The organism is Nostoc linckia z4 (genome assembly GCF_002608075.1).
Classification (GTDB): domain Bacteria; phylum Cyanobacteriota; class Cyanobacteriia; order Cyanobacteriales; family Nostocaceae; genus Nostoc; species Nostoc linckia.
Map to the genome: position 1 here is coordinate 78,258 of NZ_LAHA01000021.1, position 23,806 is coordinate 102,063.

The following is a 23,806-nucleotide window of genomic DNA, read 5'->3' on the forward strand; positions in this document are numbered from 1 at the left end:
TAGTAAATCATTGGGAGGAAGTTATGCAGGAAATTTCAAGCCAAAGAAATGTCTTAATTGCTCGAATATTACCAATTGTAGAAAAATTGTTTCAAGATAATAATTTATATCAATTGAAATTAGACAAACAAGAAATGGTAGAAATGTTAGTAAATATGTTTGGGCAGTTTACACCAGAAGAAATGAAAGCTATTACTGAACATGAACTGACACGTAGAATTGATAAGATTCTTGTCGTAGAAGCTGTTTCTGGTACGTTAAATGATTTGACGCCGGAGCAAATCAAAATGTACGATGAAGCGGTAAAACGAAAATAGAGCCAGTGACTTATTTATTAGATACAAATATTGTTAGTTACATTTTAAGGAGAAATGTAACTGTTGGTAGTAAACTACGAGATGCTAATCGTTCAGGACAAGAAGTCTTTATCAGCTGCATAACTTATTATGAAGTTAAAAGAGGACTTTTGTATGCAAATGCCACGAAGCAGCTAGCGGATTTTAATGCATTTTCTAGAAAATATGAAATTTTATTTTTGGATGATATAGAAATTATTGAAAAAGCTTGCGAGATTCATGTGGATTTACAACGCAGGGGTTTGACGATACAAGAACAAGATATATTGATTGCGGCTACTGCGATCGCACGCGGTTTAATTCTGGTTTCTAATGATTATGATTTACAGAGAGTACAGGGGATTAATTTAGAAAACTGGTCGCAAACTGATTCTTAAAAAATTTGTATTATGGATAATGCTTCTTTGCCTCAAAAAGATTTACGATTAAACATTACTTTTTTCGGAGGAATTGTAATTGGGGTAATCAATGCAACTCTAGCGATTCATTTAATGAAGGAAATTAGTAATCTAAATTTAGCTATCACAGGAATAAAATTAGGAGCCATACTTGTAATTTTGACTGTACTTATTATTTGGAATATACAGTGGATTTTTAAAAATAATTTTTATATTAATATATTTTCTTGGTTGGTATTAGCCTTGACTAAAGGAACAATAGTAGCGCTAATTCTTGAAGATAGAATTGGAACTATACTTGCAGCAGGCTTAACATTTGGTATTGTGCTAATGACTGTTGCTTTAACTTTAATTGGTTATGTTTCTCTTGGTATTTTATCTATTGGTTTTTTTCCTAGATGTGTGATTTGGGTCAATTCGTTTGACGCTATTAGAGTATTTTTGATTACTCTGGCAGTAAAGCTGGTAGTAATTATTTGTTTTCACGGGATTGATATACAGAGAATAAACTCTTATTTGTTTTGGTAAGCGCCGCAGCCAACTACAAAAAATGCCATATTACTTATTAACCCCCCACATCTAGGAGGTTCCCATGACCTCAGCACAAACACCACTCGGCATTGAATCAACGCTACCAGACCATACTCAGCTACCAGAATCTGACGGCAAATTTGTGAAAAACCTGCAAGAACATCCTCAAAGCATATTGCTGACAGATTCTATTGAACCAATCTTGCAGAAATTACATCCCGATGCACAATATTGCATTGGACAAGATAGTGGTATCTATTGGCGAATTACTGAACCGACAGAAAAAGACGCCGAAGCACCAGACTGGTTTTATGTGCCAAATGTCCCGCCGACTTTAAATGGTGAAGTACGCCGTTCTTATGTATTGTGGCAAGAATACGTTGCACCTTTAATTGTCTTAGAATTTGTCTGTGGTAATGGTGACGAAGAACGAGATAAAACACCAATTACAGGTAAGCTTTGGGTTTATGAGCAAGCAATTAGAGTTCCCTTTTATGGCATTTATGAAGTGAAGAAAGCTAATGTCCAGGTGTATCAATTGCTCAGAGGCGAATATCAACTAGTACCTGCCAACGATCGCGGACATTATCCCATTGAACCAATGGCTGTAGAATTGGGAATCTGGCAAGGTCGCTATCAAAATCTCGAATTACCTTGGTTGCGCTGGTGGGATAATGAAGGTAATTTGCTACAAACAGGGTGGGAGCGTTCAGAACGCTTGGCTGCTAAGCTCAGAGAATTAAACATTAACCCTGATGAGTTAGTTTAAATATTTTGGCATACCTTGAGATAGATACGGTAAACACTACCCGATTTAGCATTACAAATCAAACTTGCATCTCCGAAAACTTTATTACATATTTAGTTGATTTTGTCAATGGGTAGTCCCCAGAATTACCTACTAAATAGCCAAAGCTTTCTCTAGACTGAGGAGAATTTCATGCTTTAAGTAGAAGTAATTATGACTTTGTAAATGTCATGATGTATGTGTTCTCAAACAAGAAATAGTTGCTGTTGTGCAAACGAAAAAATCAGATTTTGTCTGACTCCAGTAACTTTGAACTTTATTCAATTGTTTGATGTTTTGAGAAGGTAACACAATGAACATAATCCTAAAACGCACACTTCTACCCAGCCTCATGGCTGCAAGTTTAGCCGGTGTTACTTTAGTACCTGCTGAACAAGCTGCTGCCGACGATCGAGTACTACGCGATATCGGTATCGGGGCTGCTACCAATGTGGTAACCGGAGCGATTAGAGGAAATGGTGATTTCTTAGGTAATGCTGTTAAGGGTGGTGCCACTGGTGCAGCTGTAAATGGTGCAAACGGCCTCAGAAGGGATCGAAATAACCGCAACGCCGCTCAAGATATCGGTGTTGGCGCAGGTGCTAGCGCATTGACCGGTGTAATTACTGGCGATCGCAAAGATACCCTGGGTAATGCTATTGACGGTGCTGCTGTAGGTGGAGCAATCCATCTCCTTACCAAATAAACATTAAGAACTTATTCCTTCCCTAATTTCTCTCCTTTTAGGATGAGTAGAACCTACCCCCCTTTCCTAGTAGGAAAGGGGGGTTGTAGGTTACATCTTTATTAAGAAATACACTAGATTTCCAAGAAAGTTAAGTAGGGTGTACTGAATTTTGTTTTGTAAAATCTAGCCCTTTAATGCCTTTCTAAAGTTGCGACGATAGGATGAATTAGTAATAAACAAAGCTGGCCACAGTAAAGATAAACCAATACGATTGCTCAAACTTGGATTAAAATTAGTCCGTGCAAACCCTGTCCAAAATTTCCAAACGCCGCCTACATAAACTACTGCTAAGACAAAAAGTATAAAGTTCATTCTCACCAACTCCGTTAGTAACTGACAGAATTTAAATTAAGTTTTACCACACAAGGTAAGTAGTTCATCACCAATACCGAGAAGGTATCACTAAACTCCTCAGTCTCTGAAATCCAGGTCAATTAACCACACACTCTATTATTCCAGTTTAAAGTAGGCTTACCCTTCACAGCTACTTATCAGCAGCAGTAAACTCATCAAAGGATACAAAAGCTTGAATTTTGGGTGTTTTGGGAATACATTTTGCTTGTGGAACAATAGACCTAGCTTGAAAATAGAGGCTGAAACAACGCAAAATCCTTCCAAGATCATTTTCATTGTTCCTTGTAAGCACAGCTCATGGAGTAAGAGTGCAAAAAGCACTTTTGCATTCTTGTGGTCAAAGGGATGCATCTTTATTGTGGAAAGTGAAAATCTCTATACTTTATCTACCCAATAAAGATAATAGCGCTCGCTATCGATCCAGTTCTTTTCAAAATCTTTAATCCAAGTAATTTTCAAATCATTGCGGTTGATATTGAGTTTTTTATTTAAAATTAACAAAATTTTATTTTGGTTTCCTTGATTTTGGAATAAAGAATTAATTTGGTTTAATATTTCAGTTTCTTCAACATCTTGACGATTTTTGTTAAATAAGGTGAAGCTTCCCATTTGTTTAAGCTCAGGATAGTAAAACTTACGATTGAGATAACCCGATAAAGCAGCCATATTGGCATCTCGACTAGCAACAATAAATTCCTTATCTAATCCAGATTTTTTAATATATTGAGCTGTTTGACGGCTTGCAGAAAATGGTACAACTAAATCTCTTGAAAAACTATAAATACCACCCAAAAAGTGGATGTAAAGAATTAACATCAAAACAATATGATGCCATTTATAAACAGATTTAATTAAATTTGGACGAAGAGAAAACTTATTGAATAAACCTAGAGATTCTTGATAATAATTTGCTAGCCATAAACTCGCTATCAGAATTAAATAGAAATGTCCAAAATGCCTTGGCATACCTGGAAATCTCAGGTATGTAAAGGCTAGTATGACAAAATTACCTGTTATGTACAAGAATAAAGAAACTGGCTTTTTAGATAATTTAATCAAGGTTAAAGTTGCAATCAATAAAACAATGATTGAACAAATAATTAAATCTATCCATCTTTTATGTTGAGGAATAATTAATAAGTAACTACCAAAAATTCTACCTATACTTCTCAAAAAATGCCGAAAATCTAATTGCATTATCCAACCATTGTTTAAGCCGCCATAAAGGTAACTATCTGTAGGTGGAGTAATAATATAAATACATAGAATAAAAGAAAATAAGATAATAAAAATACTTAAAAACAAATCATATTTTTGACTTTTGCTAAAATATTGCTTGCGATGTTCGCTATCAAAACACAATTCAGCTAGCAAAGTTAATGACAAAGAAAATGATACCAATAAACCATAGGCACTACTATTTGCTAGTAAGCCCAGTACAATAGCCAAATAAATGTAAGTTATTTTTCTCGATGTAAAAATTGTGCAAAAGACAAAAACAAATAACATACTAAAGGCATAGTTACGAGAAATTAAAAGATATTCGTAAAAAGTAAAATATCCAAAAGAAAACAAAAATTTTTGTTGATAATTAAAAGGGCTATATAACCAGAAAATAGTAACTGAGGCGACAGTAATTCCCCAATGAAAAATTTGCATAATCAAAGGATCATCAATTATTTTTCTCAAAAGCGCCAGAGAAAAATACCATAGAACAGGATGACCTTCATAACGAATATTTGCAATTAAATTTCCAAAAGATTCGCTATCTCTGACAATCAACCAGGGATTTAGTTCATCTCGCCACATGGAATGGTTAATAATACCTATTAAACCAAGTGCAGCAAAAATACTTATAATCAACCAGGGAGAAGAAAAAGTTAACCTGGAAGTATATTGGGTGATTTTGTTGTGGAACATTGTGATTGCAAAATTAAATTTTGTTTCTTTTCCAGTTATGGAAAGAGTTAATTTACATTGGTGAGTAAAGGTTTTTATATTAAATTGGATAAATTTATGGTGTTAAAAGCAATAGACTAGAAAAATTCTTATTATCTGGCTTTGGTGTTTAGCTAATGTTCTCAACTAGGCTGAAAATGTTAACTAGTGAAACTATATAAATGAGCAACTTTTATTTTTTGTCTGGTGACTTCTAAATTCTTTATTTCTACTGATAATTTTCTGGCATACCTACTGTTGATAAACCAGCGATCGCTCGTAAATTTTGGCAACGAATCAATTCGCTAAAATTTAAACTGGAACGTTTTTCAATTTTGGCTACCGCTTCAATTGCAGATAACAGGTGTTGTGCGGCTTCGACTTCTGAATAACCGCGCCGTTGTGCTACCCGAATGGCTGCTACATCAGCGTTTAACTCTGACTCTTGAGATTTATTAGTCCGCCAGATGCGAACAAAAGCGATCGCACTTAATCCTCCAGCCACAGCTACGCCCACCACATCTGATTGTGCAGCTTCCAATAATCCACCCAACAATCCCGCTAGCACTATACCTTGATAAATGTCCGGTTTAAACCACCTCACTCCGGTCAACCAGCTAACCACCTGCAACAGCAGCATGTCTCGTTGTGGCTTTGTTAGGCGACGCCACAAATCGAAATTAATGTATATTGGTCGCGCCTGATTCCAGGGTTGAGGAAAGGAGGCGTCAATCACTTTTGCTTGTTCTGGCTTGCTAACAATTTTTGTCGTCATCCGACCAGAAGCAGGCATCACATCTAATAAACGGCGAATCTCAGCATTTGGCTCCATAACTTTAATTATTAGTCATAATGTCCACACTGACTAGTTGTGAAAATGTCAAGTTTCTCTGATTTGAGAGTAATCTCAGGAACAAGATGCTAATTATCTAAATTTTTTGTACCGTGGGCGTCTCCCACGTCGGCTTTGCATCTCCTTGTCTGGTATGATGTGTTAGGGCAAAATCTTAAAAATACAAGCTCTTTGTGTTAGCCTTTAATTTGTAATATCTTAGGACTTACGCAAAAGTATGAATAAACTAACCGTAAAGGACGCATAGACACGAAGTTATAAGAGTTTGAGAGAGTTCTTGCGTCAGTCCTATATCTTTGAAAAATTGAATATTTGATTGCTACAAATTTCTCTAAATTAAGATTTATCAATAGAATAGACAAACTCTTAGGAAAATTGATTTGCTAATTATGACAGTGTTTTTCAATTAATTGAACTACACTATTTACCACTCTGTACTCCCTACTCACTGTCCTAATCATGGACGCTTTTGCTCCCCTCTCACCTGAATGGACAAATCAGGCGATACACGCTTACGAGTTTTGTTGTCCTAGCTGCTCCTCAAGTAGCCTCGAAGCTGAAAAAGTTTGGTTAAATCGCCGATCGCCTGTAATTACAGAAGACCGTCGTCGCAAATGGCAAGAATTCTATTCTTGTCATTGTGGTTGTGTTTGGTGGGCTTGGAGTAGCGATCGCCGCCCAAAAGATGTATCTAATCAGCCTGATTACAATCCGACATAACTATATTTTCTCACAAAACAAAACCCCACCTTCAGGTGGGATTTTGCTTGTATAAGGGAATTCAAAAAATAAATGTAGCAGTCGAAGCATTGTTTAGGACATCAATTTACCGTAAAACCCAGACACCAAGAGACTATTCTTTCCCTGTTGCCTATTGCTTCTTACCTGCTATAAATTATTTTGCTTCAGTTAGAAGACTGTTTTCTGTGAACCGTCAACAGTCAACACTTAACAGTCTTCTAGTCCCTAATTCTGGATCTTAGAAGCTGAAAGTAGTACGTAGTGTACCTACATAAATGGTATTGTTAGCATCGTTGTTTTCTGGATTGAAGATTACCAACAAACCAGGGGTGATTTGCAAATTATCGGAGACCTTGAACTTGTAAAGACCTTCTAAGTGATAGGAGGTATCGTCGTCTAGGTTCACGTTAGCGGCAACATCTTTGATGCTACCACCACTAATTCTGGGTGGTTGACCAAAAATAACACCTAAGACGTTACCTTCTCCACCAAAGTCTTTTAAAGCAAGGGAGCCAGCCCACCACCAAGAATCTGCATCTGTACCCGCATTCACACCAGTTTTGGCATCAGCTGTTGCATAACCACCCCAACCACTCAAAGCCAATTTAGGACTAAATTGGAAGGTAGCTTGTACGCCGTAGTTGTTAGATTCAACACGACTACCAGCTCCAAAGGGGTTGTTAGCAAAAGTGCTACCTGTACCTTGGAAAAGGTTGTTAGCAACAGTATCAGTTTGATAAGTACGGGCGTAGCTTAGACCAATATTAAACGCTTTGCTGGGTTGGAAAGATAACTGACCAAAGATAACGCTATCACCATTAAACAAACCATTATTAATGGTGGGGTCGTTAGCAGTTCTAGCTAGATAAGCACCACTCAAACTGATGGCACCTTTAGGATTTAAAGTAACAGTCACACCAGCGCCGCCTTGACCTTGGCGATAGATGGGGCTGAAACGTCCATAGCGAGAGAGCGCACCTTTACCAGAGCTAGCAAAGTCAGGGTTAAAGGTATTGACATTCTCGTATAATTCACCGCCAACTGCATCAACTTTCACCCGCACTGCATCACCGAAGTTGAATGCATAGTTAACTTTATCGATGCTAACGCTGTTTGTTGTATTACCGTCAAAGCCCAAGCGACTCATGTTAGTACCGGTTACACCAGCGTTAGAAATGATGTTGCCGGCATTCAAACGGATTTGCAACTGGTCTGTACCGTAGAAGCTGCTGTACAAATTCAAACGAACGCGATCGTCAAAAGTGGTGTTGGCATCTAAGTCTTGAACGGGATCGCCACTTGGAACGGCCCTTGTGTCACCAAAAGCTTGAGATACATTGAAAATTGCTTCCCCAACCAACTTGGTAGTAGTGGAGAATTGATTAGCTTCTAATTCAGCAGTGCGAGCTTCTAAAGCATCTACACGACCGCGCAGAGTTGCTAATTCCGCAGAAAATTCTTCTTGTAAACGCTGTAAGGTAGCCAAGTCTTGTTTGCTTACCAAATCAGCGGTTGCTGTAGCAATTAATTCGTTAACTCTGTCTAAACAAGCATTCAACCCTGCGGCAAATTCGTAACGGGTCAAAGCACGGTTACCGCGATAGGTGCTGTTAGGATAACCTGCAATACAGCCGTAGCGTTCAACTAAAGATTGTAAAGCTTGGAATGCCCAATCTGTAGGTTGGACATCGGAAAACTGAGAAACTGATGTTACCTGATCGATATTATTAGATTCTTGAGCTTCAGATAACTGAGCAACATTTGTTATTTGGCCGTTAACTTCATCAGCCAAAGCTGCATTTGCTGTGCAAAATGTAGCAGCGACAACAATTGGACTAAATTTAATCAGATTCCAGAATTGTTTTGTCATGTTTTTACTTTCACTCACACCTACTAATCCAATAATGGTAAAATGCTTAAAACATTTTACTTTTGAGTTATTTCACACAAAATCACAGCACCGATTATACCTTAAGTCCTCTGATTAATACAAGCAAATTAATATACTACTGAATTAAAACTACTAATTAATGTTTTTCGGTAACCGCAAAATAATGCGGCGTTTGTGACGTAAAATTGTTCCTTCTTCCTCGAATTGCTGTAGTAAACGTGTAATTGTTACTCGCGTAGTATTTAAAACTTCTGCAATATCCTGATGAGTAATATTTAGATCTATCAGTTTCCCTTTGTCTATGTCACGTCCAAATTTTTCGCTTAACCAGACTAAAAACTGCAATAAACGCAAGGAAATAGGTTTGCGATGGACTATGCTTAGTAAATCTTCCGTTTGCTGGATGTGAGACAATAAAGCATCAACGTCTTGATGCCACAGATGAGCGGGAACGACACTAACTTCTACACAAGTTAAACATTCGATTTGATAGGGCTTAATTCTAGACAAAGGATAGCCAATGAGATCTCCTAGTCCCCAATAACCGAGAGTGATGAATGTTCCGTCTTCACTCCAAGTTAGTGTACGAACTGCGCCGTGTTCAATGCGCCAAAGTACATCATTTTGTGGCGGAATTACTTCTCGACGACTAAATAAGTATTGCGATACCTGCCCTTCTACAGCAGAGTTTTTTGATAGCTCAACAGGGTTAGGACTGGAAATTGTGGAATACATCATGAACCGTAACCACACAAACTAGTGGGGAATATTGCTGCTCAATTTTTTAAAAAAATCTAATATTTTTGATATTGAGTATTTATTTATGCTAAAAGTTCAATGAATAGCAGCTAAATCAAGACTTTACCATCACAACAGCTTTTGGTTTGAGCGGTGTACATACTGAGATAGTGAAAAATTCAGGTAGTTGTTTAACTGTTCACCCGTTACTTTAATTGTGCAAGTTTAAGAAAAGGTAAGCTTTTTGTAAAATATTTAGTTAACTTGATTCTTTGGTAATTAATTCAAACTTATATGATTGCAAAAACTTTGTACCAGGGCTGAGTTGGAATTAATCCTAACTTGTTGGTAGGGAGTAGGGAAAAGACCAATTTCATATCTTTCATATAAGGCTTAGCAACTTGCCTGTCTTGAAAATCTATGAAGAAACCTACCCTCACACTTTTCACTGCGTTCTCTGTGGTTTGATTTCCTGTTATACCAGTCCCTATTCCCTATTCCCTGTTAAGAGTTCCCCGTTAATATTTTGGTGAATGATACTGAAGTATACCAATATTTTTGGTGTTGATTTAGGCTTGGGAATCTTGGTACGTTCCTGAAACGCCAGTTTGTATAACAAGGAATCATATCAGGTTCGCCTAAATACTTAGGATAAGAATGACGCAAAGAGGGGGAGACGGGGGGACGCGGAGAATTTTTAATCGTAAGTGATTTTCTGAACTTGATATCAGTGTGGTCTAGGGATTTTCTCTATGAGTAGGGAACCCCAGTAACACACTAGACCTCTTGCAAGAGGGGGGAAAGGGAAAAGGTTAATGGTTCGACAAGCTCACCAACCGGGAAAAGGGTTTTTATTTGCCCTTTCCCCTTTACCCCTTACCCTTTTTCCCACTTCTGTTAGAAGTCTACTGGCTGCTTAGCCTCAGCGTAAATTGCTCAAAGCGTTGATAAATAACAGTTTGAAGTTTTTTATTTAGTGAAAGTGATGAAAAAAGTTTATTAGGAGCGTTGACCAGTGACAATATATGCTACTCTCTGACCAATATTAGTGGCGTGATCTGCCATACGTTCCAGACAACGAATCGCCAGGGCTAACAGTACAATTGGCTCAACGACACCCGGTACATCGCGTTGTTGGGCTAAAGTCTGATAAACGCGATCGTAGGCATCATCTACGGTATCATCTAAGTTTTTTAAACCCCGCCCACCGGCTTCATCAAAATCTGCCAAAGCCACCAAGCTAGTTGCTAGCATCGCCTGAGCGTGACGGGACATAACTTCAATATCTGGTAAAGACGTATGAGGCGCATAAGGAAAGAGTTTAATGGCAATTTCAGCTAAATCCTTAGCATAATCGCCAATGCGCTCTAAGTCTCTCACAAGCTGCATAAAAGCACTCAAGCAACGCAAATCTTGTGCTGTCGGTGATTGCAGCGTCATAATCGCTGTACAATCTGATTCGATTTGTCTGTAAAAGCGATCGATTTTTTTATCTAATCGGGGAAGTTCCTCAGCTGCGGCTAGGTTACGAGCAAATAACGCTTGGTGGCTGAGGCGAAATGATTGTTCCACCAAAGCTCCCATGCGTAATACATCCCGTTCTAAACGCCTAATACCGCGTGCAAGTTGGGGTCTCTGAGGATTGGGACTGTAACGGACAGCTTTCACACTTGTAATCTCAAACGTGAAGATATTCTTAACTATAGTCTTGGCTTAGGGAGTTTGCCATCACTTCTGGGAATAGAATTTGCATCCACGCCCCACCAGTTTCTGGATGGTTCATCGCTTTGATGGAACCACCGTGAGCCAGAAGAATTTGTTGAACGATCGCTAAACCTAAGCCGTTGCCAACAATCGCCCCTATGGAATTATTATCCTGCGGTGAATGGGTTCTAGCTTTATCTCCCCGATAAAATCGCTCAAAAACGTGCGGTAAATCTGCTTGGGAAAAGCCTACACCAGAATCAATAAGATTTATTTCGAGGCACGAAGCATCAGCATTGTCCTGATTATTTTTCTTTGAAAGGATTTTCGCTTGCACGCGAATGGAAGTTGAGGGAAGACTATACTTAATGCTGTTGTCCAGCAAGTTGAGAAAAACTTGGTAAATACGAGCTGGATCTGCCTTAATCCAAAGATTTTCTGGGCCAGAGTAACTCAAAGACAGATGTTGTCGCTGTGCTAAAGGTTCTAAACTTTCCCAAACAGATGCAATTAGCGATCGCAATTCCACAACTTCGGTTTGCAATTGCATGTTGGGGTTTGTTTCCATTTGGGTGAGTTCTAACCAGCTTTGCACCAGGCTAATCAATCGGTCAACTTCTTGCATCAGGCGGTTAACCCAGCGATTTAAAGGTGGTTCCAAACGGTTTTGTAAAGTTTCCACAACCAAGCGAATGGAAGTCAAAGGTGTTCTGAGTTCGTGTGCTAAATCGGAAAAAGAGCGATCGCGTGCCTGATTTATATCTAATAGGGGTTGACGATTTTCTAAAAATACCCCTACTTGTCCCTCAGGTAAAGGCAAACTAGAGGCCCGCAAAGCTAAAGATTTGATTGTCGGCATTTCTGCGGCATTATCACAAGACGGGTGAAATACCCACTCCTTAGTCTGTGGTTTTTGCCAATCACGAGTTTGCTCAATTAAATGATCGAGTTCATAAGACCTGACTAATTCCAGTAACAACCTTACCTGACCTGGTTGCCACCTTTGCAGATATAAAATTTCCTGCGCCTGCTGATTGCACCATAACAGTTGATTTTCCTCGTCCACCTGCAAATATCCCACTGGTGCAAATTCCAGCACATCTTGATAACTTTGTAGCGACTGTTGCAAATCTTGTCGCTGCTGTCTCAAGAGTATAATTTCTTGCCGTAACCCAGGAATCAGTGGCAGTCCCACTTTGTAAGAATGAGGGGTTAACGGTTGGAGTACGCGCTTTAGGTAGCGGTTAAGTTGAACCTGTTGCCAAACCCAAAACCCAATGCCTACCGCTAAACCCAGAAAAAATCCCAATAAAAGCATTTGAGTCGTTAGTTTTTTGGTGATTACTCAAAACTAACAACTATCTAAACTAATTATCCAAATCTATAGCCAAAACCTCTTACAGTCACAATATATTCTGGATGGCTGGGGTCTTGCTCTAATTTTTCCCGCAACCAACGAATGTGAACGTCTACAGTTTTGCTATCCCCCACAAAATCCGGGCCCCAAACCTGGTCTAGTAATTGTTCCCGCGACCACACCCGACGGGCATAACTCATAAATAGCTCCAACAGGCGAAACTCTTTAGGAGAAAGACTCACCTCTTGACCCCGAACTAGCACCCGACATTCTTGAGGATTTAAGGTCACATCCTTGAATTTTAATACTGGTAGCTGTGGCAAAGTACTGAGGCGTTGACGCCGCAGTAAAGCCCGACAACGAGCCACCAATTCCCGCATACTAAAGGGTTTAGTGAGGTAGTCATCTGCCCCCACTTCCAAACCCAAAACTCGGTCAGTTTCGCTACCCTTAGCGCTGAGCATTAAAATCGGTACTGGATTTCCTTGATGACGTAGTAAACGGCAAATATCTAAACCATTGATCTGAGGCAGCATCAAATCAAGGATGATCAAATCAAAGGGAAGTTCCCCTGAATTGGTTTCAAAACTTTTGAGATACTCTACAGCAGACCGCCCATCAGGTGCCGTTATCACCCCGTAACCCTCTTCTTCCAGAGCTACAGCGAGCATTTCCTGGATTAATTCTTCATCTTCTACTACTAGAATTCGGCTGGTTTGCCCAATGTCTGTTCTTGCAGAATACTTGGTCGATTCACTGGTATACATTGATATCACAAAAGTCTAGGACTGTGCTTGTATCAATTAGGATGATTACATCTATTATCTAACCTGAGTGCAACCGCGCTTCCACTAGGGTTAATTCTTTTAGATTTACTTTACAAAAAGTTATATAGGCCACAGCATCTAAATAATAACTATAAAACGCTGAGGCTACAACCTGCCAATAGTCATTAATTAGTCAAATAGCTGCAATTTTTTGCTTGACAAGGGCAAATTGCATTAGGTATAGTTATTAGTACAAAAATACTATTAAGCTTCCAAAGGAAAAATCTACTTAGAAAAACACAAAGAGACTATTGTGGGTAATTCTAAGTATACTTAAGTGTCGAATAGTAATTATTTCAGTGTTTACACTGCGTTAAAAATACGATGTAAAGGCTACTCTGATGTCTGCATAGGGTAGTCATTGGTATGGCTTGCTACCCGATACATTATTGCCTATAGAACGGAGTTGGAATATGACTACAGTTGGAGTCAAGGACAGCAAACAACAACTAATGCAAGCATTTCAACAAATTCTGATCCAAAGGAAAAAGCTGGATTTTAAAATAGCAACTAAACAAGAGGAAGCGGAAAAAGCAAAAAGTCAAGAAATTCTGCAAGCAGCTTCTGGATATACAGTTGATAGTATTATCAAAGGCTTAGCTGATTTGCAATTAGAGTTTGGTACTATTCTCAATACATTATCTGAAAAATTAGCTAGAGAAAACTCCAAACTAGATGAACTCAACCAAGCAATAGAAATTGAAACTCAACGCCTACAAGAGCTTCAGCAAATTAGAGTTGTTGCTGATACTCTAGATATTTTAAGTCAAGAACACCAAGAAAAACTCAAAATCTTAGAACAAGATAGCATTAGTAAAAAGGAAATTCTGGAAAAAGAAATTGCTCTCAGACGGAAAGAATGGCAAAAAGAACAAGCAGAGTATGAAGAAAAACTGCAAGCATATAATGATTTATTAACCAAAGAACGCCAGCAAGAAGAAGAAGAATTTCAATATAAATTAGAAACAACTCGTAAACTAAATACAGACAGTTACGAAGCCATCAAGCGTCAACAAGAAAGAGAAATTCAAGAAAATTCTCAAAACAAAGAAAAAGACTGGAACCAACGACAAAAAATACTCACCCAACATCAGCCGCTATTTGCAGATTATCAACAAAAAGTAGCTACATTTCCGAACGAACTTGAAGAAGCAGTTAAAAAAGCTAGAGAGGAAGCAATTAAAGAAGCTAATCAAAAAGCTAAAATTGAAGCTGATTTATTTGAAAAAGAATGGGAATCTAGTAAACAGAGTTATGAATTAAAAATTCAATCTCTAGAAGAAACAATTAAGAAACAAACTGAGCAAATAGAAGGCATTTCTGCTCAATTACAAACAGCATTAAAACAAGCACAAGATTTAGCTATGAGGGCTTTTGGTAATTCTAGTGCTAAATAATTTTAGTTTATTGGAAGAATCTTTAATTTTCAATTCCTGAAGAGGAGGTTTGTTGTGGTGGTGAAAAAACCGACTGAGAAGAATACTAAAGTAGAAATTCTTCAGGCGTATGAGGAGTTAGCTAAAGAACAAGCAGCGCTAAAATCGCAACTCGAACAAGTTGTGAAAGAAAGTAAGTCTGTAACAAAAGAACAGCCTAAAATAGAGCAAAAAACACCTATGAATCAGCTTTCTAGCGTCCAACAAAAGATGAATACTACAATTGAAAGCTTAGCAAAAATTCAATTAGGTTTTGGTAGCGCTGCTAATGAATTATCGGAACAATTGACAACTAAAGCTTCTAAATTAGAAGAAATCAGACGAACTTTAGAGGATGAAATTCAACAATTAAAGCAGTTACATAATTTAGAAATTTCTGATGATATTTTGGATACTCTTATCCAAGCCTATGAAGATAATTCTAAAGCTTATCAAGAAGAATATAGCCAACGTGCTGAAGTATTATTGCAAGAAATAGCAGATGGAAGAAATACCTGGGGAAAAGAACAAGAAGAACATCAACGGACGATAAAAGAACGGAACGAAAACTTGAATAAAACTCGCCAACGGGATGCATCGGAGTATAAGTATAATCTAGAACTCCAACGGCAACTAGATAATGACGAATACGAACAACATCAAAAAGTATTATATAAGCAGCTAGAGGAATTACTCCAAGAAACAGAAAAACAGTGGACTGAACGAGAGAAAGCAATTTCTGAACGAGAAAAACAATTTGAAGAATTGAAAGCTAAAGTAGAGGGTTTTCCCAAAGAAAAAGAAGCAGCCATCAAAAAAGCTACAGAAGAAGGCAAAGGTATTGCCCATTATCAAGCTAAGGTGAAATCAGATTTATATTCCAAGGAAGTAGAAGGGCAAAAGCGCTTTTATGAACAAAGACTGCAATCTCTAGAACAGACTATTACTAATCAAGAGACACGCATTCAAAATCTTTCTAAACAACTTGAATCTGCACTGAAACAAGTTCAGGATTTGGCAGTTAAAGCTATTGAAGGTACTTCCAATGTGAATTCCTATCAGGTAATGAAAGAAATAGCTTTAGAACAGGCAAAGAGTCAAGTTAAAAATAAATAAGTCAGAATTCAGGAGTCAGAATTCAGGAGTCAGAATTCAGGAGTCAGAAGTCAGAAGTCAGAAGTCAGAAGTCAGAAGTCAGGAGTCAGAAGTCAGGAGTCAGAATTCAGGAGTCAGAAGTCAGGAGTCAGAAGTCAGGAGTATTTGAGACGCAAGCTGAATAATTTCAGGAAAATTAAGAGGCTATACGGCTTTTCAATTAAGTAAAATATCACTACTTTTTAGGGGCGCACAATAGCTGTGCGCCCCTACAACATGTTGAATACAAAGAAGAACAGTTATATAGTATTCTGGTTTTCTAATGTTTCTGAATTCTGAATTCTGAATTCTGAATTCTGTTTTTATTCTGTTTTCTTTGGTTTTTTGATATCTGGAGGAGGTTGTAGTTTCTTCTTCTTTGTTGCATTAGCCTGTGTTGGATTAAATGCTTGCTGGGAGTTTTTATCTTGACTAGTCATAATTAAATTTTTAAGTTTACTACAATGTTATCTACATCACGTATATTATCGATTACAGAAATATATCGGATAAAATTTAAGTTTAAATAAATAAGAGACACAGAAGTGTCTAAGTAAATGGCAACTTTAGCGTTGCTTAAGTATTGTAAGTGTTCCTGAATCTAGTCCCATATTGGGTATTCTGGTCTTGGGTGCAGCAGGAATTACTTTCCAAATTAAGCGGCAATTTAAGCACTAGTATCAAAAAGTGTCTAGATTAGACAAATATTTGTCTAATCTAGAGTCTTGCTGAAAGCAGAAAATATCAAGCAAAACTAGAAAAACCAAAATTAGGCGGTATATCCTGAATTCGTCCAGGGCCGATCGCTTGTAATGCTTCTTTGAGTAAAATATCTCCAGTATATAAGGCACGTCCGACAATTACACCATTCACGCCTTGTGGTTCTAACGCCAGCAAACTCAACAAATCGGTAACAGAACTAACTCCGCCAGAAGCGATTACTGGTATATTAATTGCATCAGCTAGTTCCCGCAAAGCTTCTATATTGGGGCCTGCAAGAGTACCATCACGATGTATATCAGTATAAATAATAGCTGCCGCACCAAATTCTTGCATTGTGACAGCAAGTTGGGTTGCTAAAACTTCCGAGGTTTCTAGCCAACCGCGAGTAGCTACCCGGCCATTGCGGGCGTCAATACCAATAATAATTTTTTGGGGAAACTCTTGGCAAAGTTCTTGCACTAGTTGGGGTTGTTCCACAGCAATCGTACCAAGAATTGCCCACTGTACGCCGAGATTGAACACTTGTTCTACACTAGTGCGATCGCGTAATCCTCCACCAATTTCAATGGGTATCGATACTGCTTGAGCGATCGCTTCAATTGCTGGAAGATTTACTACTTTACCTGCTTTTGCACCATCTAAATCAACTACGTGCAATCTCGTAGCACCTTGTTCCACCCACTGTTTAGCAACATCAGCCGGGTTTTCGCTAAAAACTTGCGAGCGATCGTAATCTCCCTGATACAGTCGCACACAACGACCTTCTAGTAAATCTATTGCTGGAATTACATCCATTTACTTTTCCTCTCAATCGAGTTTGAAAATGGGCATTGGGCATGGGGCATTGGGCATTGAGAAATAAGTTTCAACGTTGAGGTTTTGAACTCCAACTTTGAACCTCTGAACTCCAACTTTAAGCCTCTGAAGCTCACAACTTTCATTTTTAAATCTTCCTTATCATCTTCCATGCCCCATGCCCCATGCCCTATTCCCCATTTTTCAATTCCTTGACTGCTTGCCGAAAACCCAACACAATCAAGATATTTGTCAGGGTTAAAAATACTTCTGCACCGCCGTGTAACCAATCTACGTTGGCTAGAGACTTGCCATAGTGCAATTGGGCATAAATTCCTGCGGGAATGGTGATGAAGACAAATACAAGAGTACCGTAAAATCCATACAGCGCTAAACGCGGCATTTGCGGACTACGGCTGATAAACCACAAGAAACCCAAATAGGGAAATAATGAAAGCGCAAACAGGGTTTCTTTAGACATCATTGCTTTGATTTAATAGGTTGGGGTGCAACAGTGTTATTGGACTTTGTGGAACGCCAAATCAAAACCGCCGCCGCCCAAAGTGTAATGTTACCAACTAAGGTCATGGTAGCTTGAAGTATTACCAGCCATTCAAGAGATTCGGCGTTGTCGAAATAGTGCCAAGTACAAGCACACATGGCACTAACCAAAGCTGGTAACATGGCAAGGGACAATACCCACCAATTACGGTTACGAGTGAGTTCGCCGTAAGTCCAAACCAACCAAATGGCGATAATCCATTCAATAACGCTAGAAATATGAATAATCCAGGTGGGAATCGAAAGAACGTGCATAGAAGTGGGGAGTTAGGAGTTAGGAGTGGGGAGTTAGGAGTGGGGAGTTAGGAGTTAGGAGTTCTGAATTCTGAATTCTGAATTCTGAATTCTGAGTTCTCAATTCTGAATTCTCGATCGAGTTGATAATCTAAAATCCAAAATCCAAAATCTAAAATGGCAAAGATGCGGGCGTTATTATCTGGATATTACGGTAAAGGTAATGGTGGTGACGAAGCTTTGTTGGCAACGCTTTTGCAAATGTTACCACCTGATGTGACGCCTGTGGTGCTTTCGGGTAATCCAGAGGAAACGCGCGATCGCTACAATGTAGAAACCCACAATCGTATGGCTGTTTTACCTGTTCTCCAAGCTTTGCGCTCTTGCGATGCTTTGATTTGGGGCGGTGGGAGTCTGATTCAAGACGTTACCAGTATTATTAGCCCATTTTATTATGGCGGACTGATGTCATTGGCACAGAATTTGGGTTTGAAAACTGTTGCTTGGGCGCAAGGTATCGGCCCGTTGGTGCGTCCTCAAACTCGCTTTTTAGCAAGGCAAACTTTTAGAAATTGTACCAAAGTCAGTGTGCGCGATCGCGCTAGTGCTGCTTTATTAGCTGAGTGGCAAATTCCTTGTATCATAGCTCCTGACCCGGTTTGGGCGTTGGAATCTAAACCAGTACCAGGACTTTGGGATTTACCTGCGCCGAGAATTGCGGTAACGTTGCGATCGCATCCCCAACTGACAGCAGCACGTTTGGCTAACTTGACTCGTGCATTGGTAGATTTTCAAAAAGCCACCCAAGCATTTATCTTACTGCTGCCATTCCAAAAAAGTGAAGATTTAAGTATTGCTCAAGCTATTCAACCCCAACTTCCAGATGTCAGCCAGATTTTATGTCTTGAAGATCCACAACTTTTAAAAGGTGTGTTTCGCGGTGTCGAAATGGCAATTGGAATGCGTTTGCACAGCTTAATTATGGCGGCGGCTGAAGGCTGTCGCTGTTTTGCTCTGAGTTACGATCCTAAGGTAAATCGCCTCATGGAAGAATTGGCAATACCTGGCTGGGATTTAGCAACTTTACCAGATGACTCCAATTTGATTGGTAAAACCTGGATGGAACATTATGCTAATGGCGATCCTTTATCACCCGATCAAATACAATCTTTAGTTGATAGAGCATTAATGCACCGCGAGTTGTTAAGTGAAACTTTAAGTTAAAGAAAATCTCATTAGGACTTGCTGAAAAAGTCTTTTTGTGAAGGTAGGGAACAGGGAATAGGGTTAGGGGAATAGAGAAGAGTTTTAACCATAGGTTTTCTAATTTATCAGTCAACAGTTAACAGTCAACAGTCAACACTTAACACTCCCCATCCCCTAATTCTTAATTCCTGTGGTGGCAATACCCTCAATAAACTGACGCTGACCGATTAAAAATAATACCATCACTGGAACTGTGGCTATTGTTACTGCTGCCATCATTAAAGGCCAATTATTGGTAAATTGGTCTTGAAATTCAGCTAACGCTAACTGCACAGTCCTTAATTCTGGACGTGTGGTAAACACCAGAGGTTTAAACAAATCATTCCATTCACCGATGAAAGTGAACAAAAATAGTGTTACCAACGCTGGACGAGCCAAAGGTAACATTACTCGCCACAAAATTTGCAGTCGGTTGGCTCCATCTATGGCTGCGGCTTCTTCTAACTCTAAGGGAATTGTCTGGAAATATTGACGTAACAAGAAAATACCGAAGCCGTTGACCGCAGTGGGTAAAATTAGCGCTCCATAGGTATTTATCAGGTGTCCCCACTTCAGCACCAAAAAAATTGGAATTACCAACAATTGAAAGGGAATCACCAAAGTGGCTAAGACAACCAACAGCAAAGCTTGGCGTCCGCGAAACTTCAGCCGTGCGAGGGCGTAACCAGCTAAAGCGGAAGTGAGAATCTGAAACGCTGTCACAGCGATCGCTACCAAGGTAGAATTAGCAAACGCCAGTAAAAATTTACCTCGCTGCCATGCAGCCTGATAATTTGCTAAAGACCAGTTATTTTTGGACAAATCTTTTGCACTCACCATCCCTGGTGCAAAGGAGGTGAGAAAGACCACAAACAGCGGTAGGAGAACGATAAATGCTCCTAGCACTAAGACTACTAAGCTCACAAAGTCGCCAGATTTGAAATTCCAGTTTGGTTTGGACATGAGTTGCAAAGCATTGCATTTGTTTCTCTGGTACTAGAGCATCGACCCCAGCAACAGCTAATCTATAAACATAGTTACTTGTTAAGTTAAATTAAACCACAATGATTATTACCCTCTGTTCTTAGGGTAAATTGAATCCTGGTGTCAAATAATTCTTGGTTTTACAGGAGAAAACATACCATGCAGCAGCTTACAGACCAATTTCAGGAAATTGATTTCCACAGTGAAAAATACAAAGACGCCTATAGCCGGATTAACGCCATCGTGATTGAAGGGGAACAAGAAGCCCATGAAAATTACATCCAACTAGCTCAATTGCTGCCAGAATCCGAAAAAGAATTGGTTCGTCTTTCTAAGATGGAAAGTCGTCACAAGAAAGGATTTGAAGCTTGTGGACGCAATTTACAAGTGACCCCAGATTTGCAATTTGCTAAGGAATTTTTCTCTGGACTACACCAAAACTTCCAAACAGCGGCCGCCCAAGGCAAAGTTGTCACTTGTTTATTGATTCAGTCTTTGATTATTGAATGTTTTGCGATCGCAGCATACAACATCTATATTCCCGTTGCTGATGACTTTGCCCGTAAAATCACTGAGGGAGTCGTCAAAGATGAGTATAGCCATCTCAACTTTGGAGAAGTTTGGCTCAAAGAAAACTTTGCCGCATCCAAAGCCGAATTAGAAGAAGCAAATCGCCAAAACCTGCCACTTGTTTGGAAAATGCTCAACCAAGTAGCCGACGATGCCAAAACTTTAGCAATGGAAAAAGAAGCTTTAATAGAAGACTTTATGATTCAGTATGGTGAAGCATTAGGTAACATTGGTTTCAAAACTTTTGAGATTATGCGTTTGTCAGCCCACGGACTCGCAGCCGCTTAATAAAGTTAAGAGTGAGGAGTCAGAAGTCAGGAGTTAGGAGTTAGGAGTTAGGAGTTAAAAGTTGGGAGTTAAGCCTTAGAAAGCTTGAACTTGAAACTGCTAACTCACACATGATGTGAATTAAAAACTCACATTGTCCCATAAGGGTTTCCCAGCTGGAACAAAACCGTCATTTTTGAATCATCAACAAAATTGAAAGCTTTTCAACTCTTGATTCACATTCAACTTAACTCTTAACTCCTAACTCCCAACTCCTAACTTTCAACTCCTCGCTTTCAACTTTCAACTTCCAACTCATTTCACGCGCTCAAGACAGCACAAGGCTAATAATCATTACATGTTTGGTCTAATTGGACATCTGACTAGTTTAGAACACGCTCAAGCAGTAGCTCAAGAATTGGGATACCCAGAATATGCCGATCAAGGGCTAGACTTTTGGTGCAGCGCCCCGCCACAGATTGTTGATAATATCACTGTTACCAGTGTCACTGGACAGAAAATAGAAGGACGCTATGTAGAATCTTGCTTTTTGCCAGAAATGCTTGCTACCCGTCGCATCAAAGCAGCAACGCGGAAAGTGCTGAACGCTATGGCACACGCACAAAAACATGGCATTAATATTACAGCGTTAGGCGGATTTTCCTCGATTATTTTTGAAAATTTTAAGTTGGAACAGTTTAGCCAAGTCCGCAACATTAAACTAGAGTTTGAACGCTTCACTACTGGAAATACCCATACTGCTTATATTATTAGTCGGCAGGTAGAAGAAGCATCAAAACAGCTGGGAATTGAACTCTCAAAAGCCACAGTCGCTGTATGTGGCGCTACTGGTGATATTGGTAGTGCAGTTACACGTTGGCTAGATGCGAGAACAGATGTTCAAGAACTTCTGCTCATAGCCCGCGACCAAGAACGTCTCAAAGAATTGCAAGGCGAACTGGGACGAGGAAAAGTCATGAGTTTGCCGGAAGCACTACCCCAAGCTGATATTGTAGTTTGGGTTGCTAGTATGCCCAAAGGTGTGGAAATTGACCCTACCGTTTTAAAACAACCATGTTTGTTGATTGATGGTGGTTATCCTAAAAATTTAGCAACAAAAATTCAACATCCCGGTGTACGCGTGTTAAATGGTGGAATTGTAGAGCATTCGCTGGATATTGACTGGAAAATTATGAAAATCGTCAATATGGACGTACCAGCACGCCAGTTGTTTGCTTGTTTTGCCGAATCCATGTTGCTGGAATTTGAGAAGTTGTACACGAACTTTTCATGGGGACGCAATCAGATTACCGTAGACAAAATGGAGCAGATTGGTCGGGTGTCAGTGAAACATGGATTTAGACCGTTGTTGGTTTAATGGGCATGGGGCATGGGGCATGGGGCATGGGGCAGAGGGGCAAAGGGGCAGAGGGAGCAGACAAGGAAGTGTGGGAAGAGAAGGAAGAAAGATTTCTTGCCCATCCTCCGATGCCCATCCTCCGAAGCCCAATGCCCCATGCCCAATGCCCAATAAGTAATGACAAAAAATAGATAATTCGTAACTCATAACTCCTAACGATGGCAACTACTGAACGTAAACCGCTACTGTTGGATTTTGAAAAGCCCCTGGCTGAACTTGCAACCCGAATCGATCAAATTCGGCAACTTGCTGAAGAAAATGGCGTCGATGTTTCTGGTCAAATTCGTCAACTAGAAACACGCGCTATGCAACTGCGTGAGGAAATTTTTAGTAGTTTATCCCCATCCCAGCGATTACAAGTTGCTCGTCATCCGCGCCGTCCTAGTACTCTCGATTACATTCAGGCAATTAGTGATGAATGGATGGAGTTGCATGGCGATCGCTGTGGTGGTGACGATCCTGCTTTAGTTGGTGGTGTCGGGCGTCTTAGCGGACAACCCGTGGTGATGTTGGGTCATCAAAAGGGTCGCGATACCAAAGACAATATTGCCCGCAATTTTGGTATGCCTTATCCTGGCGGCTATCGCAAAGCATTGCGGTTAATGGAACACGCCAACAAGTTTGGGATGCCGATTTTAACTTTTATCGACACACCAGGGGCTTGGTCTGGGGTGGAAGCCGAACACCAAGGTCAAGGGGAAGCCATCGCTTACAACTTGCGGGAAATGTTTTGCTTAGATGTGCCAATTATTTGCACAGTCATCGGTGAAGGTGGTTCCGGTGGGGCACTAGGTATTGGTGTTGGCGATCGCCTACTGATGTTTGAACACTCAGTTTATACCGTCGCCACCCCCGAAGCCTGTGCTGCAATTTTATGGAAAGATGCAGGCAAGGCTCCCCAAGCCGCTGTCGCTCTCAAAATTATTTCCCACGACCTGAAAAATTTGGGAATTATCGACCAAATATTACCCGAACCCATCGGTGGTGCCCATTCCGACCCCTTGAAAGCCGCTACCACCCTCAAGCAAGTGCTGTTAGAAAATTTGGAAGAACTCAATCGTTTGACTGCTGTTGAACGCCGACAACTGCGCTATGAAAAATTCCGCAAAATTGGTGTTTTTACAGAGATTGCCCATTAACGGCAGCGCATTAATGATTAATTAGCCTATTAGCAGTGCTATAATTGCCTATGGTGCTTCAAGATTTTTAACAATCTAATGAGCCATAGGCATTTG

The 23,806-nt window shown here is 39.7% G+C and carries 25 protein-coding genes; 13 read left to right on the top strand and 12 right to left on the bottom strand.

The annotated features are described in order from the left end of the window. Window positions 1–23: 23 nt before the first annotated feature. The 5 genes from VF06_RS17710 (at window position 24) to VF06_RS17730 (ending at window position 2,778) form a co-directional block, all read left to right on the top strand. Window positions 24–317 carry a hypothetical protein gene (locus VF06_RS17710; protein WP_096536298.1) on the top strand — a complete coding sequence of 98 codons (294 nt, stop codon included), beginning with the start codon at window positions 24–26 and terminating at the stop codon, window positions 315–317. 5 nt (window positions 318–322) lie between these two features. Beyond that, window positions 323–733: a type II toxin-antitoxin system VapC family toxin gene (locus tag VF06_RS17715; RefSeq protein WP_099068439.1), complete on the top strand. Its 411-nt coding sequence runs from the start codon at window positions 323–325 to the stop codon at window positions 731–733. Between the two features lie 12 nt (window positions 734–745). After that, complete coding sequence (locus VF06_RS17720; RefSeq protein WP_099068440.1) at window positions 746–1,282, top strand: hypothetical protein; 537 nt, start codon at window positions 746–748, stop codon at window positions 1,280–1,282. 64 nt (window positions 1,283–1,346) lie between these two features. Next, complete coding sequence (locus VF06_RS17725) at window positions 1,347–2,054, top strand: Uma2 family endonuclease (RefSeq protein WP_099068441.1); 708 nt, start codon at window positions 1,347–1,349, stop codon at window positions 2,052–2,054. A 331-nt stretch (window positions 2,055–2,385) separates the two neighbouring features. Further along, complete coding sequence (locus VF06_RS17730) at window positions 2,386–2,778, top strand: hypothetical protein (RefSeq protein ID WP_099068442.1); 393 nt, start codon at window positions 2,386–2,388, stop codon at window positions 2,776–2,778. A 165-nt stretch (window positions 2,779–2,943) separates the two neighbouring features. Here the strand turns inward: VF06_RS17730 and VF06_RS17735 are convergent, their stop codons facing one another. The 3 genes from VF06_RS17735 to VF06_RS17745 all read right to left on the bottom strand — a co-directional run bounded on the left by VF06_RS17735 (window position 2,944) and on the right by VF06_RS17745 (window position 5,944). Beyond that, complete coding sequence (locus VF06_RS17735; protein WP_099068443.1) at window positions 2,944–3,132, bottom strand: hypothetical protein; 189 nt, start codon at window positions 3,130–3,132, stop codon at window positions 2,944–2,946. Window positions 3,133–3,549: 417 nt separating this feature from the next. Next, window positions 3,550–5,094 (bottom strand): hypothetical protein, encoded by a 1,545-nt coding sequence (locus VF06_RS17740; protein WP_099068444.1) that lies wholly within the window; start codon window positions 5,092–5,094, stop codon window positions 3,550–3,552. Between the two features lie 247 nt (window positions 5,095–5,341). After that, entirely contained in the window at window positions 5,342–5,944 is a 603-nt protein-coding gene (locus VF06_RS17745) for a DUF3318 domain-containing protein (RefSeq protein ID WP_099073174.1), read from the bottom strand. A gap of 480 nt (window positions 5,945–6,424) precedes the next feature. Between VF06_RS17745 and VF06_RS17750 the strand changes: the two genes are divergently transcribed. Further along, window positions 6,425–6,685 (top strand): hypothetical protein, encoded by a 261-nt coding sequence (locus VF06_RS17750; protein WP_099068446.1) that lies wholly within the window; start codon window positions 6,425–6,427, stop codon window positions 6,683–6,685. Between the two features lie 259 nt (window positions 6,686–6,944). Here the strand turns inward: VF06_RS17750 and VF06_RS17755 are convergent, their stop codons facing one another. The 5 genes from VF06_RS17755 to VF06_RS17775 all read right to left on the bottom strand — a co-directional run bounded on the left by VF06_RS17755 (window position 6,945) and on the right by VF06_RS17775 (window position 13,163). Further along, window positions 6,945–8,576, bottom strand: a complete 1,632-nt coding sequence (locus tag VF06_RS17755; protein ID WP_099068447.1) for an iron uptake porin — start codon at window positions 8,574–8,576, stop codon at window positions 6,945–6,947. 153 nt (window positions 8,577–8,729) lie between these two features. Further along, window positions 8,730–9,332 (bottom strand): Crp/Fnr family transcriptional regulator, encoded by a 603-nt coding sequence (locus tag VF06_RS17760; protein ID WP_371411464.1) that lies wholly within the window; start codon window positions 9,330–9,332, stop codon window positions 8,730–8,732. A gap of 1,002 nt (window positions 9,333–10,334) precedes the next feature. Beyond that, window positions 10,335–11,003, bottom strand: coding sequence for a phosphate signaling complex protein PhoU (gene phoU / locus VF06_RS17765; protein WP_099068449.1), 669 nt, complete (start codon window positions 11,001–11,003; stop codon window positions 10,335–10,337). A 28-nt stretch (window positions 11,004–11,031) separates the two neighbouring features. Next, the gene (locus tag VF06_RS17770; protein ID WP_099068450.1) at window positions 11,032–12,357 is read right to left on the bottom strand and encodes a PAS domain-containing sensor histidine kinase; all 1,326 of its coding nucleotides are present in this window, start codon (window positions 12,355–12,357) and stop codon (window positions 11,032–11,034) included. A 53-nt stretch (window positions 12,358–12,410) separates the two neighbouring features. Beyond that, window positions 12,411–13,163, bottom strand: coding sequence for a winged helix-turn-helix domain-containing protein (locus tag VF06_RS17775; protein WP_099068451.1), 753 nt, complete (start codon window positions 13,161–13,163; stop codon window positions 12,411–12,413). Window positions 13,164–13,636: 473 nt separating this feature from the next. Between VF06_RS17775 and VF06_RS17780 the strand changes: the two genes are divergently transcribed. After that, the gene (locus tag VF06_RS17780; RefSeq protein WP_099068452.1) at window positions 13,637–14,620 is read left to right on the top strand and encodes a coiled-coil domain-containing protein; all 984 of its coding nucleotides are present in this window, start codon (window positions 13,637–13,639) and stop codon (window positions 14,618–14,620) included. A 54-nt stretch (window positions 14,621–14,674) separates the two neighbouring features. Then, window positions 14,675–15,754: a coiled-coil domain-containing protein gene (locus tag VF06_RS17785; protein WP_099068453.1), complete on the top strand. Its 1,080-nt coding sequence runs from the start codon at window positions 14,675–14,677 to the stop codon at window positions 15,752–15,754. Between the two features lie 762 nt (window positions 15,755–16,516). Here the strand turns inward: VF06_RS17785 and hisA are convergent. From hisA to VF06_RS17805, 3 genes are all read right to left on the bottom strand, one after another. Then, on the bottom strand, window positions 16,517–17,290 hold the full coding sequence (hisA, locus tag VF06_RS17790) for a 1-(5-phosphoribosyl)-5-[(5-phosphoribosylamino)methylideneamino]imidazole-4-carboxamide isomerase (RefSeq protein ID WP_099068454.1): 774 nt from the start codon (window positions 17,288–17,290) through the stop codon (window positions 16,517–16,519). Between the two features lie 190 nt (window positions 17,291–17,480). Then, the gene (locus VF06_RS17800) at window positions 17,481–17,774 is read right to left on the bottom strand and encodes a DUF3593 domain-containing protein (RefSeq protein WP_099068456.1); all 294 of its coding nucleotides are present in this window, start codon (window positions 17,772–17,774) and stop codon (window positions 17,481–17,483) included. Continuing rightward, window positions 17,771–18,106, bottom strand: coding sequence for a DUF2499 domain-containing protein (locus VF06_RS17805; RefSeq protein WP_099068457.1), 336 nt, complete (start codon window positions 18,104–18,106; stop codon window positions 17,771–17,773). Before VF06_RS17805 ends, VF06_RS17800 begins: the two co-directional genes overlap by 4 nt. A gap of 165 nt (window positions 18,107–18,271) precedes the next feature. Between VF06_RS17805 and csaB the strand changes: the two genes are divergently transcribed. Continuing rightward, the gene (gene csaB / locus VF06_RS17810) at window positions 18,272–19,309 is read left to right on the top strand and encodes a polysaccharide pyruvyl transferase CsaB (RefSeq protein WP_099068528.1); all 1,038 of its coding nucleotides are present in this window, start codon (window positions 18,272–18,274) and stop codon (window positions 19,307–19,309) included. A 156-nt stretch (window positions 19,310–19,465) separates the two neighbouring features. Here csaB and VF06_RS17815 read toward each other — a convergent pair whose 3' ends face one another. Continuing rightward, window positions 19,466–20,293, bottom strand: coding sequence for a carbohydrate ABC transporter permease (locus tag VF06_RS17815; protein ID WP_099068458.1), 828 nt, complete (start codon window positions 20,291–20,293; stop codon window positions 19,466–19,468). 180 nt (window positions 20,294–20,473) lie between these two features. Between VF06_RS17815 and VF06_RS17820 the strand changes: the two genes are divergently transcribed. The 4 genes from VF06_RS17820 to VF06_RS17830 all read left to right on the top strand — a co-directional run bounded on the left by VF06_RS17820 (window position 20,474) and on the right by VF06_RS17830 (window position 23,710). Continuing rightward, window positions 20,474–21,172, top strand: a complete 699-nt coding sequence (locus tag VF06_RS17820) for an aldehyde oxygenase (deformylating) (protein WP_099068459.1) — start codon at window positions 20,474–20,476, stop codon at window positions 21,170–21,172. A gap of 337 nt (window positions 21,173–21,509) precedes the next feature. Further along, window positions 21,510–22,529 (top strand): long-chain acyl-[acyl-carrier-protein] reductase, encoded by a 1,020-nt coding sequence (locus VF06_RS17825; RefSeq protein ID WP_099068460.1) that lies wholly within the window; start codon window positions 21,510–21,512, stop codon window positions 22,527–22,529. A gap of 26 nt (window positions 22,530–22,555) precedes the next feature. Continuing rightward, window positions 22,556–22,702: a histidine kinase gene (locus tag VF06_RS39270; protein ID WP_143861719.1), complete on the top strand. Its 147-nt coding sequence runs from the start codon at window positions 22,556–22,558 to the stop codon at window positions 22,700–22,702. Window positions 22,703–22,729: 27 nt separating this feature from the next. Continuing rightward, entirely contained in the window at window positions 22,730–23,710 is a 981-nt protein-coding gene (locus tag VF06_RS17830; protein WP_099068461.1) for an acetyl-CoA carboxylase carboxyltransferase subunit alpha, read from the top strand. Window positions 23,711–23,806 lie beyond the last annotated feature (96 nt).

Excerpts from the sequence above, each read along its gene's own strand:
- VF06_RS17710 (WP_096536298.1), top strand. The coding sequence starts at position 24 with ATGCAGGAAATTTCAAGCCAAAGAAATGTCTTAATTGCTCGAATATTA.
- VF06_RS17720 (WP_099068440.1), top strand. The coding sequence starts at position 746 with ATGGATAATGCTTCTTTGCCTCAAAAAGATTTACGATTAAACATTACT.
- VF06_RS17725 (WP_099068441.1), top strand. The coding sequence starts at position 1,347 with ATGACCTCAGCACAAACACCACTCGGCATTGAATCAACGCTACCAGAC.
- VF06_RS17730 (WP_099068442.1), top strand. The coding sequence starts at position 2,386 with ATGAACATAATCCTAAAACGCACACTTCTACCCAGCCTCATGGCTGCA.
- VF06_RS17735 (WP_099068443.1), bottom strand. The coding sequence starts at position 3,132 with ATGAACTTTATACTTTTTGTCTTAGCAGTAGTTTATGTAGGCGGCGTT.
- VF06_RS17740 (WP_099068444.1), bottom strand. The coding sequence starts at position 5,094 with ATGTTCCACAACAAAATCACCCAATATACTTCCAGGTTAACTTTTTCT.
- VF06_RS17745 (WP_099073174.1), bottom strand. The coding sequence starts at position 5,944 with ATGGAGCCAAATGCTGAGATTCGCCGTTTATTAGATGTGATGCCTGCT.
- VF06_RS17750 (WP_099068446.1), top strand. The coding sequence starts at position 6,425 with ATGGACGCTTTTGCTCCCCTCTCACCTGAATGGACAAATCAGGCGATA.
- VF06_RS17755 (WP_099068447.1), bottom strand. The coding sequence starts at position 8,576 with ATGACAAAACAATTCTGGAATCTGATTAAATTTAGTCCAATTGTTGTC.
- VF06_RS17760 (WP_371411464.1), bottom strand. The coding sequence starts at position 9,332 with ATGTATTCCACAATTTCCAGTCCTAACCCTGTTGAGCTATCAAAAAAC.
- VF06_RS17770 (WP_099068450.1), bottom strand. The coding sequence starts at position 12,357 with ATGCTTTTATTGGGATTTTTTCTGGGTTTAGCGGTAGGCATTGGGTTT.
- VF06_RS17775 (WP_099068451.1), bottom strand. The coding sequence starts at position 13,163 with ATGTATACCAGTGAATCGACCAAGTATTCTGCAAGAACAGACATTGGG.
- VF06_RS17780 (WP_099068452.1), top strand. The coding sequence starts at position 13,637 with ATGACTACAGTTGGAGTCAAGGACAGCAAACAACAACTAATGCAAGCA.
- hisA (WP_099068454.1), bottom strand. The coding sequence starts at position 17,290 with ATGGATGTAATTCCAGCAATAGATTTACTAGAAGGTCGTTGTGTGCGA.
- VF06_RS17800 (WP_099068456.1), bottom strand. The coding sequence starts at position 17,774 with ATGATGTCTAAAGAAACCCTGTTTGCGCTTTCATTATTTCCCTATTTG.
- VF06_RS17805 (WP_099068457.1), bottom strand. The coding sequence starts at position 18,106 with ATGCACGTTCTTTCGATTCCCACCTGGATTATTCATATTTCTAGCGTT.
- csaB (WP_099068528.1), top strand. The coding sequence starts at position 18,272 with ATGCGGGCGTTATTATCTGGATATTACGGTAAAGGTAATGGTGGTGAC.
- VF06_RS17815 (WP_099068458.1), bottom strand. The coding sequence starts at position 20,293 with ATGTCCAAACCAAACTGGAATTTCAAATCTGGCGACTTTGTGAGCTTA.
- VF06_RS17820 (WP_099068459.1), top strand. The coding sequence starts at position 20,474 with ATGCAGCAGCTTACAGACCAATTTCAGGAAATTGATTTCCACAGTGAA.
- VF06_RS17825 (WP_099068460.1), top strand. The coding sequence starts at position 21,510 with ATGTTTGGTCTAATTGGACATCTGACTAGTTTAGAACACGCTCAAGCA.
- VF06_RS39270 (WP_143861719.1), top strand. The coding sequence starts at position 22,556 with ATGGGGCAGAGGGGCAAAGGGGCAGAGGGAGCAGACAAGGAAGTGTGG.
- VF06_RS17830 (WP_099068461.1), top strand. The coding sequence starts at position 22,730 with ATGGCAACTACTGAACGTAAACCGCTACTGTTGGATTTTGAAAAGCCC.